At 58.1% G+C, this 14877-nt stretch carries 16 protein-coding genes; 8 read left to right on the forward strand and 8 right to left on the reverse strand.

Going from position 1 to position 14877, the window contains the following annotated elements; genetic code table 11:
* The 3 genes from P8014_RS14510 to P8014_RS14520 form a co-directional block, all read left to right on the forward strand.
* The coding region (locus P8014_RS14510) for a hypothetical protein (protein WP_337818046.1) at positions 1-703 on the forward strand (703 nt) is incomplete at its 5' end.
* A complete protein-coding gene (locus P8014_RS14515) occupies positions 703-1119 on the forward strand; it encodes a GH-E family nuclease (RefSeq protein WP_337818047.1) in 417 nt (138 codons plus the stop codon). The genes P8014_RS14510 and P8014_RS14515, both read left to right, overlap by 1 nt.
* The gene (locus P8014_RS14520; RefSeq protein WP_337818048.1) at positions 1116-1709 is read left to right on the forward strand and encodes a suppressor of fused domain protein; all 594 of its coding nucleotides are present in this window, start codon (positions 1116-1118) and stop codon (positions 1707-1709) included. The genes P8014_RS14515 and P8014_RS14520 overlap by 4 nt, the downstream gene beginning before the upstream one ends.
* Positions 1710-1991: 282 nt before the next feature.
* Here P8014_RS14520 and epsC read toward each other — a convergent pair whose 3' ends face one another.
* The 8 genes from epsC to moeB all read right to left on the reverse strand — a co-directional run bounded on the left by epsC (position 1992) and on the right by moeB (position 9850).
* Entirely contained in the window at positions 1992-2939 is a 948-nt protein-coding gene (gene epsC / locus P8014_RS14525) for a serine O-acetyltransferase EpsC (RefSeq protein WP_337818049.1), read from the reverse strand.
* 125 nt (positions 2940-3064) lie between these two features.
* Entirely contained in the window at positions 3065-3343 is a 279-nt protein-coding gene (locus P8014_RS14530; RefSeq protein ID WP_337818050.1) for a MoaD/ThiS family protein, read from the reverse strand.
* Between the two features lie 35 nt (positions 3344-3378).
* A complete protein-coding gene (gene tsaA / locus P8014_RS14535) occupies positions 3379-3831 on the reverse strand; it encodes a tRNA (N6-threonylcarbamoyladenosine(37)-N6)-methyltransferase TrmO (RefSeq protein WP_337818051.1) in 453 nt (150 codons plus the stop codon).
* An 84-nt stretch (positions 3832-3915) separates the two neighbouring features.
* Entirely contained in the window at positions 3916-5289 is a 1374-nt protein-coding gene (locus P8014_RS14540) for an adenylosuccinate lyase family protein (protein ID WP_337818052.1), read from the reverse strand.
* A gap of 71 nt (positions 5290-5360) precedes the next feature.
* Entirely contained in the window at positions 5361-6566 is a 1206-nt protein-coding gene (locus P8014_RS14545) for a Glu/Leu/Phe/Val dehydrogenase dimerization domain-containing protein (protein WP_337818053.1), read from the reverse strand.
* Between the two features lie 50 nt (positions 6567-6616).
* Positions 6617-8077: an adenylosuccinate lyase family protein gene (locus P8014_RS14550; RefSeq protein WP_337818054.1), complete on the reverse strand. Its 1461-nt coding sequence runs from the start codon at positions 8075-8077 to the stop codon at positions 6617-6619.
* Between the two features lie 34 nt (positions 8078-8111).
* Positions 8112-8666 (reverse strand): hypothetical protein, encoded by a 555-nt coding sequence (locus tag P8014_RS14555; protein ID WP_337818055.1) that lies wholly within the window; start codon positions 8664-8666, stop codon positions 8112-8114.
* A gap of 62 nt (positions 8667-8728) precedes the next feature.
* Entirely contained in the window at positions 8729-9850 is a 1122-nt protein-coding gene (gene moeB, locus P8014_RS14560) for a molybdopterin-synthase adenylyltransferase MoeB (RefSeq protein WP_337818056.1), read from the reverse strand.
* A gap of 540 nt (positions 9851-10390) precedes the next feature.
* On the opposite strand from moeB, the gene P8014_RS14565 reads away from it, so the two are divergent.
* From P8014_RS14565 to P8014_RS14585, 5 genes are all read left to right on the forward strand, one after another.
* Complete coding sequence (locus tag P8014_RS14565) at positions 10391-11233, forward strand: helix-turn-helix transcriptional regulator (protein WP_337818057.1); 843 nt, start codon at positions 10391-10393, stop codon at positions 11231-11233.
* Positions 11234-11267: 34 nt separating this feature from the next.
* On the forward strand, positions 11268-12158 hold the full coding sequence (locus P8014_RS14570) for a LysR family transcriptional regulator (protein WP_337818058.1): 891 nt from the start codon (positions 11268-11270) through the stop codon (positions 12156-12158).
* Positions 12159-12225: 67 nt separating this feature from the next.
* On the forward strand, positions 12226-13713 hold the full coding sequence (locus tag P8014_RS14575) for an SLC13 family permease (protein WP_337818059.1): 1488 nt from the start codon (positions 12226-12228) through the stop codon (positions 13711-13713).
* Positions 13714-14304: 591 nt separating this feature from the next.
* Positions 14305-14643, forward strand: a complete 339-nt coding sequence (locus P8014_RS14580) for a hypothetical protein (RefSeq protein WP_337818060.1) — start codon at positions 14305-14307, stop codon at positions 14641-14643.
* A complete protein-coding gene (locus P8014_RS14585; RefSeq protein WP_337818061.1) occupies positions 14624-14845 on the forward strand; it encodes a hypothetical protein in 222 nt (73 codons plus the stop codon). Before P8014_RS14580 ends, P8014_RS14585 begins: the two co-directional genes overlap by 20 nt.
* Positions 14846-14877 lie beyond the last annotated feature (32 nt).

Genomic DNA, 14877 nt, shown 5'->3' on the forward strand with positions numbered 1-14877 from the left:
CGCCTGCGCCATCCCGCTGGTGCTGCCTGTCCTGGCCGCAGCGGTCGGTGCGGCCGCCGCCGGCGTGGGCGCTGTTGTCGGCGGCATCGCAGGCTCGGAGGCCGGCGCTGCCTTGCGCGCAGTGGCCCTGATGCTCATCGAAAAAGGCGGCTACATGCTCGCCGAGGTCGTCGGGTTCATGCGCCGCTTCGTCAAGGGCGACGTCATGGCCGTGCTCAAGGACATCAAGTTTGCCAAGTATGGCAGTGCATTGGTGCAGTACGTCGGCACGTTCATCGCCAAGATGCGCTCGCTCATCCGCAAGCTGATCGAGGAACTGCGGGGCTACACCTGGGTCTCGGGCGTCGAGGACATGATCGCCAAACTCAACCGCCTTGAACGGGAGTTCTACGCGGTTCAGACCAAGGCGGTCGGCGAGATCCCCAAGGCACTGGCCGACCTCGATGCCCGCCTGGCCAAGCTGCTCGAACAAACCCTGCCCAAGGAGGAGCATCTGGCGTACGCGGGCGTACCCGTCGGACACGTCGAGCCGATCCAGCACGAACCGGTGCGCATGGCCGCCATGCCGAACAATCCGCTCGGCGTGCCCTGCCCGAAGGGGTCAGCAAAACACCGCCGACCTACGCACGCGTGCCGGAACAGCCGAACGTGCATCCGGAGAAGACGGCTGAGGCTAGAGGTCCAAATAATACCGGCGGACTAGTGACAGAATCTGCTCCTGTTGAAGTAAATCCGCTAAACCCAAATACTCGTTTTTATATCTCTCCAGAAGGTGATGTGCTGGATGCGAAAACCTATGCTAGAAACTCTGGCTTCAGAAAAGGTGTTAGAGATGAAGTATGGGGTGATGCAGTCGATAGCGAGACTGGTTTGGTTAGGGACCCGCTAAGTGGCGCAGTAATGAACAAAGAAGAAGCCCGGGATATGGGCCATCGACCAGGCATGGAATATTGGAAAGAACGAGATAATACAATAAGCCGGTGGCTGAATGAACGGGAGCATATATCAAGAAAGGAATTTCTTGATAAAATGAACGATCCAAAAAGGTATCGCCCTGAACTGCCGTCTTCCAATAGAAGCCACCGTGGTGAAGATGCAACTCATGATTTCTGGGAATGAAAAAGATGACATCAGTAACTAGCTATCAAAAGGAAATTGCTAAACGTACAGCGTTGGCTTTTGATATGGATAAGCCGCCGATTGCGCGTTTCTGGGATGATAAAAAAGAAAATGGAATTTATATTCTTGAAGCGAAAAACAGTCCTCAGCACGGTGTTACATCATATGCAACCATTGGATTGTCTGAGCAGCCTTTAATGTTCAAAGGAAAGGAATTTGATGCGCGAGTTGAGCTTGTTGGAGTTTGCGGATCTGCATTCCATGAATTTGCAAACGTTATGGCAACACTTGCGTTTTGCGTTATTAATTCTGGCTGGTTTTGTGCGCCGGGTATAATTTTTCCAGATGTGGTATCCATGTATGGAAAGTCAGATACCATGAGCGATATTTATTTTACTCATCCTTTTCTTTGGGAGGATAGATTGGAATCAGAATTAATTGGAGACCATAAGGTTGCATGGTTGCTTGCCATCCCCATCTCAAAGGCTGAAAGCACGTTTGCAGAGACTCATGGACCTGAAAAGCTAGAGGATCTTTTTGTTGAAAATAATATTGATATTTACGATTTGAATAGAGTCTCAATAGTATGAGCTTGTAAACTGTCCACTAAAGCAAAGAGACCCATCGATCTCTTTGCTTTATAAAGTTACTTTTCGATTGATGTCTCTACTGTTACCACCAAACACCCCTCCATGACTCTGATCTTAATCGGTGTATGAATCGAGAATCCGGCCTGATCGAGCCTGGGTAGTGGAATACAGCCTGCAGCCGAATCTCCCAACCTAAGCTAGGGGAATCCTGCGGCATGAGCGACATCAGGTCAATCAACTTACTGATTCTAATGAGAATCAGGCTAGTGATCAGTTAGCGATTTATGCAAATGACCACTCTCTACGTACAAAACGGCGATATTCGGCCTTCTCGGCATCAAAAGTGATGACTGTATTGGCAGGCACCGAGTTCGTTACCCAAACGTTGCCGCCGATAATGGACCCCTGGCCGATGTTGGTATCCCCTCCAAGGATGGTGCAACCCGCATAAAGGACGACGTCATCCTCGATGGTCGGATGACGCTTTATCATCCGGCCCTTGATCAGACGTCCTTCGGCATCCTTGTTGAACGACAATGCACCAAGGGTGACCATTTGATATATCTTGACATTGTTGCCGATTTCGCACGTCTCACCGATTACTACCCCGGTTCCGTGATCGACGAAAACGGACTCGCCGATGGCTGCTCCCGGATGGATATCGATCCCGAAACGCATATGTGCATATTCGGAAATAAGGCGTGGAATCAGAGGAACGTCGCGCAAATACAGCTCATGGGCCAGACGATAAAGCGCGATCGCCTGGATCGATGGATAGGCAAGGATTACCTCCTCGATACTGGCTGCTGCGGGGTCGCCCACATAGGCGGCCTTGATGTCCTTGATGAGTAGGCGCCGCACGCGCGGCAGGTTGGACAAGAAGTCCAGGGAAACGCGCTCGGCCCGGACTATAGTCTTTTGCATTTCACCGCCTATGCAGCCGATGCACAGGCTACGGGCCACCTGCTTCGTCAGCCCTTGGTGGACACGGTCGAGAAGATAGCCGCACCACGATTTCATATTGCCGCGGTGGATGTTGTCGTCCCCATCGTAGAATCCGGGAAACATCAAGCGCAGGATACGGTTGATCAGATCAATGACTTCTGCCTGCGAAGGCAGATTCTTGCCATCCAAGTGGTTGGTCGCGCCATCTCCGAGGTATGTCGCCAGTATCTCGCCTCTGATGCGATCAAGTTCCTGCCCACCGTCCTGCAACATGCTGTGCATCATCCCAGTCCCCCCAATCGGATACTGTACAGATTCTTCTAAACACCGCCACTTCAGGATTCGGATGCACGCGGCGGCGTCTCTCTGCGCTACCTATCGACGCAACTTCGCCTCTACGCGGTTGCGTGTCAGCCGCCGGCGATCGGCATCATCAGGGTCACTTCGTCCCCCTCCTTCAGAGGTGTCGGCGCCTGCAGATCGGCTTGGCGGTCGCCAACGAACACTAGGAGGATCGAGCGTAGCTTGCCGTTCTCCTCCAGAATCGCTCGCGCCATATCGGCGGAACGCGTGCACAGCGTCCGTAGAAGAAAATCTTCGACGGTGGTTCCAGTGTCGACCTCGACGATCTCGCGCGAAGTTCCGGCGGCCTTTTTGAGTTGCGACATATAGGAAACTGAGACTTTCATGACATAACTCCTTGTTTGTTAAATTAGTAAATGCGTCAGGATTTATTCCAGGCTACGACTGCGGAGGGAAAACAATCGTTGGAGCAGAGATAGGGTTTGATGTCGACGAGGGGGGTTCCATCGAGACAATCGAAGCCGCCGGTGCTGAGCACGTGACCCTTGCGTTCGAAAAGCGGAACGATGCTCAGTCCGATAGGATTGGGCCGCATGGGTGAGCGGGTAGCGAATGCCCCTCGAACTATGCCGTCGAGAGTGGCCGGCCTGGAGAGAATCGAACGATCGGCCCGGTCAAGCCAGTACATGACGATCAGATGCGAGGCGCTTTCGATATGGCCCAATGCTTCGGCAAAGGCCGGAAATATCTCGACGGAGCAGGTTTCGGTACAGAACCGGCTGTTCTTGGGACAGTCATCCAGAGTTCTGTAGATCGTGTGAATCCGTCCAATCGGCTGCACCGTGTAGAGACCGACGTCGTTGCTCGCATTCATCGCTTTTCCCCATATTGAAAAAACAGCAGTGGGTACGGCTCGCCAAAGTCTGGGTAGCGCAACCGCGCCACAATGAACCTGGCGTTACGCGCTTTCGGTGGCCCGTGCGGACCGCACCGCTCCCAACGTGACATCGACAATGCTGGCCGCCATCCCCGAGTACAGTTCCGGCTGCAGCGCCACGGTCAAATCGTCGTCGTTCAAAACCGAACCGATCTCGGAATCCGCGCGGAGAATTTCAACGAGGCTCAGGCGCTTTTCTGCCGCGACCTCGCCCGCACGGTGGAGTACTTTCTGAGCCTTGACCTTTCCGATCTTGCCGGCCAATCGGAACATCAGCCATTCGGAAGCAACGAGATCGCCGTGCAGGTTGAGATTGCGCAGCATGTCCTCGGGAAACACTTCGAGCCCATTGACCACTTGGTCGAGATAGGTCGTCGCCGTTCCGGCATAGACTGCAATTTGAGGTACGGCCAACCATTCCGACCACAATGCGCGGGGATCGCGCTCGTTCTGCTGCAACATGGCTTCCATGACCACCGACAGCAGCGACCGCACGTGCGATGCCAGGACCACGATCCGCTGACAGAGGACGGGATTGCGTTTGTGCGGCATGGTCGAACTGCTCATCGCCCCAGGTATACCTCCCGGCTCGCGAAGCTCGCCGAACTCGGTCCGCCCCAGTTCGAAGACTTCATTGGCTATCTTGGCCTGCGAGACGGTCGCCATGGTCAGGACGGAACAGATTTCGGCGACGTTGTCGCGCGCGGTGTGCCAGGGTTGCAGGGAATGGTTCAAGCCCAGTTTGCTCATCAGGCGCTGTTTGACTTGGGGGCCACGCTCCGCCAGGGCCGCAAGGGTCCCGACGGCACCGCCGAACTGTCCGAATAAGGCATCGCTGGCAACCCGTTTCAGCCGTTCGATATGCCGCCGTATTTCGGCCAGCCAGATGGCCGCTTTCATCCCGAAAGTGATGGGAATCGCCTGCTGCCCGTGACTGCGTCCGATCATCGGTGTGGCGCGATGGCGCTCGGCGAGCGCCAACAGCCCGGTTTCCACCGACCGCAGATCGCGAGTGACGACGGCCAGCGCATCGCGCAGTTCCAACATGAGACCGGTATCGACCACGTCTTGGGTGGTGGCGCCATGGTGGACGAACTCGCCGTGCTCCGATCCGCAAGCGATGCGCAACGCTTTCAGGACCGGAATGACCGAATTGCGGCTGATCTGGTAACCCTTTCGGATCGCATCGAGATCGAGCCGTTCCACCGCGGCAGTCTCGACGATGCAGGCGGCAGAGGCTTGCGGAATGACGCCAAGCTCGCCTTGTGTCTCGGCCAGTGCGGCTTCGAACCGCAACCAATGGGACAACCTGGCTCGTTCGTCGAAAATCGCACGCAATTCGGGCGTCGAATAGGCGTCCGCCTGAAGTTCGAAGTCTATGGGATGAACTGCCATCTCGTCCTCGCGGGTGGATTAGTAGGCGATCGGATGGCCGGGGAGAAACTCCCCGGCCAAGCGCGTCCGTGTCAAGCCGCGTATGGCTTGGAGCGGTCGGCTGCGGCGCCCTGCTCGACCAGATGCAATGCGACTTCGGTCGGCGTGATGCCTTGCTCGCGCGATGCGGACAGGAGATGGGCCACCATGTCATCCATGGACGTCTTGATGAAATCCAGAACCTGCGCAGCGCTCGGCTCGGCAGCTGGGCCAAACAACCCGTTCATAGCCACCGATCCCCCGCTGCCGGCGACGAAGCACGGCAGCGTCGGGATGTTGCGCAAATGAAGCACCCGGACCGCCTCGTCCGCGACCGCCAGATTGGCGCCGGGTACGACGCCTTTGGCGTGTATCCGCTCCACGTTTGCAGCGGTCACGGTATTTTCCACGGCTTCCAGAAGCAGAACGTCGCACGCCGTTTCGAGAACGGTTTCGCGCGGAGTCACCTCAACGTCGGTACTGCTCTCTGGGTCGGGTAGCAGCGTGCCGTGCGTGCGCAGCAAAACCTGCATATCCAGCCCGCGACCGGAACGGTCTATCAGGCATTTTTCCACATCGGCCACGGCAACAATGCGCACGCCGGCCTCGAGTAGAGCGACGATGCTCGCCTTGGCCAGGGTTCCGAAGCCCTGAACCGCAGCGGTCGCTTCATTGCGTGGAAGCCCCAGGTTATCCAGCAGCGCCAGGGCTGCCGTGCCTACCCCCCAACCTGCCCGCAGCGAACCCAGCGTCCAATCGCCGTGCGTCCGCTGTCCGAGCAGCGCATAGCGGCTCTCGTATTCCTCCAAACTCAAGTTCTGGGCATTGGCAATAGCCATCTTGATCGAAGGCACTCCGATTTCGTGCGCCAGTCTCTCAAGGGTATCCATCTGAGTGTTGAGATCGGCCCCCATCGAATACGATGTCATCAGGTACGGCTTGATCGCCTTCATGAAAAGAGCCACCGCGGCATCTTTGCCGGGGGCCAGCGGATCGTAGGCAATTCCCGACTTCGCTCCATTGATCGGCATTCCCCAAACACGCATTTTGCGACTCATGTTGCGCGCCATCCCTTTGAGGGCATCCGCCGTCAGCGTCTTCTGCACCCGCAGTCCTCCGGCGCATAGGTCGTGGTCGACCCCATCAATGACCAGCCAACCCTTGAATCCCTCCTGAGGGTCGGTGTACTCGATGACGACTGCTGGATCGGCGTCGGGCAGGGTCGCGATTTCCATGACTGAAAGATCTGCGTTCGACATAACGGATTTCTCCATGAATTTGGGGGGATTTCTGCTGGAAGTCGAGCGAACTAGGCTTTCGCTCTAGCGGCATCCAGGGTATCGGCGCCGACCGACGACGCACTGGTGAGAACATCCCTCGCCCGCTTGACGACGCCCTCGATCAGGCGTCCGGCGCTCCCCAGGTGATTGGCCGGCGTCACCGTGTCGATCAGTGCATCGCGGTCGAAATGGCCTGCTACCCGCATATCCTCCAGAAGCCGGTCGACCAGCGAACCGTTGGCCTCCCGCCCTAGGAAGACGGCGTCGTAGACCACTTGATACGCCGCACTTTTGCCCAGGCGGGAACCAAGTTGGAACATGAGCGCCTCGGAGCAGATATTCTGGGCAGCCTCTTCGACGTTGGCGGCGATTCGTTCATAATTCACGACCAGCCCGCTCAGAATCTTCTTCATCAGCTCGAGCGCTGCGGCGGTATGCAAGACGGCGTCGGCGATCGCGACCCATTCCAGACGGACCGCCCGATAGTCGCGCTCATGCTCGTTGCACAGGGCCTCGAAGCCGAGACTCGCCGTCTGCTTGACCAGCCTGGCCAGCACCACCACGCGCTCGCTCAGTTCCGGATTGCGCTTATGCGGCATGGTAGAACTGCCGATGTTGCCGAGTTCGAACGGCTCCGCCAGTTCGCCCACATCGGTCTTTGCCAACTGGACTATTTCGTTGCCGATATTGGCCAGCCCGCCGCTGACCAGAGCCAGCGTGGACAGAAACTCGGCCACCCGATCACGCGCGGTATGCCAGGCCACATCGGGCGCGCGCAGACCGAGACGGCCCGCGAATCGCTCCAGAAGATCGACGCCGAAGCGGCCGAATGCCGCCATGGTTCCGACACCGCCGAACAACTGGGCCACACAGACGGTGCGTCGACACACCCGCAGACGTTCAAGATTACGTAGCGTCTCGTCGAGCCAGATGGCGAACTTCAGCCCCATCGTGGTCGGCAGCGCGTGCTGTCCATGGCTACGACCAATCGTGACCGTATCGCGGTTTTCTTCGGCGAGACGTGCCAGTTCGACGACGACCGCCAGCAGGTCCCGTTCGATCAGATCCAGGGATTCGGCAATCTCCAGGGACTGGGCGGTATCTTGTATGTCCTGCGTCGTTGCCCCGAAATGCACGTATTGGGCTGCCGTTGGCGGCAACGTCTTCTGCCATGCACGGAGGAGAGGAACCAGCGAGTGGCCGGAAGAGGCAATATCGTCGCCGATGGCATCCAGATCGAGCCGCTCGATCCGAGCCGTGGACGCCAGGATGTCGCCCACTTCCTCGGGAATCATGCCGATCTCCGACTGTGTCTGAGCCAGCGCGACCTCGACGTCCAGCCAGCGTTGCAAACGTCTGAGATCGGAAAATATCCAGCGTGTTTCCGGGGTACTGTATCCGTTGCCGAAAAACTGCGAATCGGCAATCTGGCCGACGATGTGTCCATGCCCCATCGATGGGATACCCGTGGAGTCTGATATGACGTGCATGGTCCTGCCCTCCCCTAGTCGGGATCGCTGCTGCTTAGGCGGTAAGCGGAATTTCTGCGGCGCAGTCACCCTCGTAGAAGGCACGAACGATAGGACTGCTCGGATCGACGACCGAGATGATGAACATCAACAGGTCGGTGTCCTCGGCTAGCACAGTGTCCAGTTCGGTCGGCATATCGCGCAGTGAATCCCCTTTCCACGACACACGATGCATGTGGTAGGTGCCGACCAGTTCGAGCTGCTGCTGATCGAAATCGGTGAGAATCCGGCGCGACTCCCTGGGATCGGCAACCCATCCGCGCCGTTCCAGGGGCGTCACCGACGCTACTGCATAACGATTAAGGATGTCGTCCATGAAACTGCGATGCGGCTCGGTCAGCCGGGCATTGCGGCGTAGCGGCGCGATCTGACTGACGGTCAGCGTGCCGTTTTCCACCGTACCGCCGATCAGCCCATAGGCTTTGGGCTCCGGAGTCTCGCCTTCCTGATACCGTTCTTCCAACTTCCGAAGGCAGTGATCCAGCAGATCCTTGTGTGCGCCACCGGTCATCACGACGCGATCGACGTCTTGACCTTGCAAAGTAACCATGGGCTTCGTCTCCTGACCTGTCTGCTTGGCGTGAAGGACGTTAGATGGGTTGGACATGGCGGTCATGGGGTCGTGACAGCGAGCCAGTCGCCGAACCCCTTATCGAGCAAGGCAACCTCGAAGCCGCGGGTCTGTAGAATTTTTGCGCCGTTGATACTGCAGACGCCGTTCTGGCAGTAAACGACGATTTCGCGACCGCGGGCGTCTTCGAGTTCGTGAAAACGGTCAACCAGCTCGTTGACGGGAATGAGTCTCGAACCGCCGATAAAACCGTCCCGGTCCCGCTCGAACGGTTCTCGGACATCAACGACGACGCCGTCCCAACCGTTGTTCATACGCTCGAGCAGACTGGCGGCGGAAATGGAAGCGACCGATGCACCGTTTGGCTTCATCCCGCAGAAACTGCGGTAGTCCATCAGTTCGTGGATCGTCCGATGCTGACCACAGATCGGACAATCAGGGTTACGCTCGACGTTGATTTCCCGCCAGCGCATCGACGTAGCGTCGAGCAGCAGTAGGCGGTTCACCAGCCCCTCGCCCATACCGGTAATCAGCTTGACGACCTCGGTGGCTTGAACCACGCCGATCAGACCGGGAAGAACGCCGAAAACGCCGCCTTCGGAACAGGTCACAACCTCGCCAGGCTGAGGCGGCACGGGGAACAAGCAGCGATAGCAGGGACCGTCAGGCATCCCGAATACCGTTGCCTGGCCGTCGAAGCGAAAAACACTGCCGTAGACATCGGGCTTGCCAGACAGCACACAGGCATCGTTGACTAGATAGCGCGTAGCGAAATTGTCGGTGCAGTCGACGACAATGTCGTAGTCGGCGAATATGTCCATCGCATTCTGGGACGTCAGCGCTTCCTCATACGTCACCACTCGCGTATCGGGATTGAGCGCCTTCAGGCGATGGGCTGCCATTGCGGCCTTCGGCTTGCCTACCTGGTCGGTCTGATACAGTACCTGTCGCTGCAGATTGGAAATGTCGACGACGTCGAAATCCATCAGACCTATGGTTCCCACCCCCGCTGCCGCCAGATACATCGCGCAGGGCGAACCGAGACCGCCGTTGCCGATGAGAACGACCTTCGCATCAAGTAGTTTCTCCTGCCCTGCTACGCCGATCTCGGGCAAAACCAAATGGCGCCCATAACGATAATATTGGGAATCGCTCATTCGCATGACGCATGGCCTCCTGAAAAAAGACCGGAAGTTAACGATGCGTCTATTTTTGTCAGTTCATGAGATGCCGTCTCTCTCAAACGCGCCATTTTGTCCCGTGAAAGTGACGCCCTGCTTATTTATGCCCACATAAAACTGACTGGACGCGGAAATTCCGAACAGGGAATCCCGTCGGGTTGCGCTGGGACGGCGGAATCATCGTGGAGTGGGGATACCGGCACCGGCATCCATGACAAATCTTAAAAGAGAGCCTTATTGAAACAAGGGCCTCTGGTTCCTCGGCCTGCGTCAGGACGTTCTCGATGGCCTTACAACGTTCCGCACACAGCGCAAGAATGGTGATCGCCCTGTAACACAAGCGTGATTGCTAGGGCAGCGATTCATCGATTATAGAAACAGCAACGCGCAACAGAAGTGCATCACGCGGCTGACGCGCGTTAGAAAAAGCGAACTGATTTCCCGATTGTCCATCGCCTGATAACAGAGCCCGTTGAGCGATGGTAATCACAGTCATTCCCGGATAGTGGGTAGCGCGCGAACATGCCAGGCCACGTCAAAAATCAGGTGCCAGCGGAAACGCCGAGCACGGACCGACTCACCACGATCGAAGATGCCGATTGTCCTGTTCTTCTGCTACCAAACCGCTTATCCAAAGGTCTTCACGGGACGCCGCACAACCATAGGAAAGGGCAACTTATCTATCCCATTCAGGGGCGTTTTCGCGTGCGCACCGTAGGGCGGATCTGGGTCGGCTCACCGCAACAGGCAATGTGGATTCCTCCCGGCGTCGTCCATCAGGTTGAGGCCCTCGATGACCTTGACGTCCATAACGTCTACGTGCGAACCGAAGAAATTGAAGGGCTGCCCAGCGCGTGCAAAGTTCTGAATGTGCCGCCCCTGCTGCGTGAGCTGCTTACCTTCGGTCTGACCCTGCCTACGTCATACCAACAGGTGACCGAGCATCTGCGGATCATGTTGGCGATCACCGATCAGATTCGGCTGGCCGACGACATGGCAAACCTCCATTTGCCAACTTCGGACGACCGCCGGCTGCGGCCTATTCTGTCGTTCATGATCGAACACCCGGACGATAACCGCAGTCTGGAAGACTGGGCCGACTTCACCAATTCGAGTACGCGTACTCTGGCCCGTCTGTTCATTCAGGAAACCGGCCTCACCTTCCGGCAATGGCGCCAGCGGTTACGGATGATGGAAGCGCTGCCTCGGCTCAGCGATGGACAATCCGTCCTGACCGTATCCATGGACTTGGGGTATGCTAGCCAGAGTGCCTTTGCGACCGTGTTCCGGAAAATCATCGGCCAGCTACCCTCGGAATTCGCTCTGCGAGGCCGATACGACCGCCTCCCCAGGATGGTCGAGTAGATACCGGAACTGCCCAATCCGTAGCCGGATCGTCATGGACATTCATCAACTGCGCACCATCGTCGCCATCGCGCGTTCGGGCAGTATCGCCCGGGCCGCGGATCGGTTGTTTTTATCGCAGCCGACCTTGAGCGGGCACGTCAAAACGTTGGAGGAAAGCTTCGGCTTCAGCCTGTTCGAGCGTCAGGCGCGCGGGATGGTGCCGACCGAAGCCGGCCGGCGGATATTGATTCATGCGGAGCATCTGCTCGCCATTCGCGACGACCTCCTCAGCGAAGCGACCAGAATCGGCAAGGAGATGCAGGGAGACATCGTTCTCGGCATCCCCCCCAACCTTAGATCGCTGCGTCTTGAGCGATTGCTCGAAGCCCAGGCTCGTGACTATCCTGGTATCGCACTCACCTTCCGCACCCTGCCGTCTCCGCAAATTCTCGAAGACATTGTCAAAGGGCATCTCGACGGAGGCTACGCCATCACCGCATGCTCGTCGAACATGCCGGATCTCACGCTGCTTGAACTCCGCAATTTCCGCGTGCGGGCAGCCGCCCCGGCAGCATGGGCAGCACGAATTCACGGCGTCGAACCCATTACGGACCTCCCCTGGGTGCTCCCCGTACCAGGCACGATTTGCCATCATGTCGCAGGAGAAATCCTGGACAGACATCGGATTCGCCCCAGTCATGTCGTTTGCGTCGCCAACGAGAACATCACCAGGGAGTTAATCGAGAAAGGCGTCGGCATCGGGTTCGTACACGAGAACGATCCGGCCCCATCCTCCCCCGTTCAGGACGACTTTTTCAGGCTGGAGGACTACGTTGGAGACGCCTGTCTCGGTTTCGCCTACGCGTCCGGACGCCCCACCGCACCGTTACTATCGGCCATTGCCGCCATCATACGTACAACCTGGGAAACCCAGGAGGAATAAAGGCAACGACAACCGAAGACTTCGGGGATTCCGAAGGCTCCCCCGAAATTCATGAATTGTCCCTTCCGTGAAAATCGACGAGAGTGCACTCAGCCCTTTGATTGCATCCGGGAGGAACGAACCGATGTCCACCGAGCCTCTGTCCAACGCTGAATCCGGCGGCCGTTGGCTGCCTGCGCACATCGAACTACCGGTCAAGCACATCCTGGTTCTGATCGCTATTGCCGTGGTCTGCGCGCTTCTTGTCTGGCCTCCGATCGACGGCCAGACGTTTAAGGCAGCCGTCGTCATCCTGTTCGCTATCGGTTTATGGGCGACAGGGTGGCTGCCGGAATGGTTGACCGCCTTCGTCTTTTTCACCTTCTGTATGGTCGCCGGAATCGCGCCGGCCAGCGACGTCCTGAGCGGCTTTACCTCCGACGCCACGTGGCTGGTGCTTTCCGGGGTAGTGATCAGCGCCGCCATACGCCACACCGGCCTGGAGGATCGTTTGGCGGAACGCCTGGCACCGATGATCGAAGGTTCATCGGTCAGAACCATTCTGGGCGTGGTCCTGTTCGGGGTCGGCATGATGTTCGTGATGCCGTCGGCCATGGGTCGCGTGGTGCTGATGCTCCCGATCCTCCAGGCGCTGGCCGACCGCCTCGGCTATGCCGAGGGCAGCAAGGGACAATTGGGTATCCTTATGGCTGGCGTCTTCGGTACCTATCTCCCCGCCTTCGCCGTCCTTCCCGCCAACGTGCCGAACAATGTCTTCGTCGGTACCGTGCAAACGGTGCTCGGTAAAACGCCGACCTACGACGGTTATCTGCTGCTCCACTTTCCCGTGCTTGGACTGGTCAAGACCTTGTTCCTCATCGCCCTGCTGATCCTGCTCTATCGCGATCGCCCAACCCAGAAACGGCATGAGGAATCGCTGGAACGCCGCCCGGTTACCCGAAGTGAACGGCACTTGACTTTGTTGCTGCTGGCGGCAGTGGTCATGTGGGCCACCGATTCCTGGCTCGGCATCTCGGCCGCCTGGGTGGGCATGCTGGTAGCGCTCGTATGCCTGTTCCCGGGCAGTGGACTGCTCGCTCCAAAACCATTCCGTTCCCTGGGTTTCGAGCCGGTGTTCTATGTCGCAGGCATCGTCAGCATGGGCGTCGTGGCCGACCACAGTGGCCTCGGCACCCTGATCGCCAAATGGGTTCTCGACGCCCTACCGTTATCTACCACCGCACCGACGCACACCTTCGGCCTCCTTTCCGCCTTGTCTGCCCTGATCGGCCTGGTGGTTACCCTTCCCGCCGTTCCTGCCATCATGACACCGATGATTACGTCGCTGAGCCATGCCACCGGTTGGCTACCACAGACCGTCGCCATGACCCAGGTGATCGGCTTCTCCACCGTTCTGCTGCCCTATCAAGCACCGCCATTGATCGTCGCCGTTCAGACCAGTGCACTGACGTACAGACAGGTGGTACGTATGTGCCTGATGACGGCTGTCATCACGATCGTCTTGCTGTGGCCTTTGGACTATTTGTGGTGGTGGGTGCTCGGCCTGATCCGCTAACGTAGGCAGGCCAACGCTCCCTGCGGCGGGCGCAGAAGGCATGGTTTCACCCGCGCAAAGGCCGCGCGCACGGGAACCATGCGTCCGACGTTGCTCAGAAGTTATATCGGCGCTGCGCCAAGGCCATGGGAGCAGCGGGACGAAACGTCGGGGGCCAAGCATTTCGGCGAAGATAGCCATACGCGTGCGACACACCTCTGCGTTTGCCAAAAAAGCTCACGGCGGCGACATTTGCACTTAGCGCATGTGCACGTCCTTCCTGTCCGCGCCCTCTCCGACGCCGCGATCTCGACGTCGGCGCGTGCAAGGCCGCTACGCCGATGCGCATCGCAACCGGCTTCTGATCGGCATGTGCACAGACGACCCGCATCGCATCGAAGCGGCCGGACACTCTCAACAGTCAAGGCCAACATTCCCGTGAATCTCCCCGAGCTGCATCTGCCGACGGCAAGACGCCGTTGTTACAGTCTCAATGCACATTGGCTCAACAAAGAATCGTTTTTATACGCCGTTTTTTAGTACAGAGACCCGGTATCGACGACGCACCGCGGGGCCGTCGGGTTTTCCAGGCCGTCACGGAGGACGCGCTTCATGCCTGAGATCGATCCACCGGCCTGTTGGCTGAATGGTCTATTCGTCGCAGCCACCGAGGCGAATGTCTCCATCTTCGACCACGGATTGCTTTACGGCGACGGCGTGTTCGAGGGCATCCGTTTCTATGCGCGACGCGTTTTCCGTTTGCACGGGCACCTGTTGCGCCTCGATCCCCATGCATACCTGCATGGGAAGACCTACAATATGTGCGTCTCCGATTTGAGATGTAATCGATTTCGCATGAACGGCTATGTCGATGGCTTTCAGGCCCATATGCCGGCTGGGCAGCCGGTTTTGAACGACGCGTGTCAGCGCCATGATCGAAGCCGGCTGTGAGATCGGGGTGGGCTGGGCTCTGGATGTCGATTTCGAGAGTCTGGTCCTGAACGTGCTGGTGCAATTGCCGCTGGAGTGGGTCAAATTCGACACCTGTGCTCTGCTGCATGATCCCGGCAACGCTTTGCGCAAAGACGCCGCCTTCCGCGCCCTGGGCAAACCTGCCCGTCTTCACGCATGTCGAGGACGAAGGCTTGCGTAGGCTTCTGGCCGACGATTCCGAGATGCTGCCGC

The sequence above is a fragment of the Acidihalobacter sp. genome (genome assembly GCF_037381185.1).
GTDB lineage: Bacteria > Pseudomonadota > Gammaproteobacteria > DSM-5130 > Acidihalobacteraceae > Acidihalobacter_A.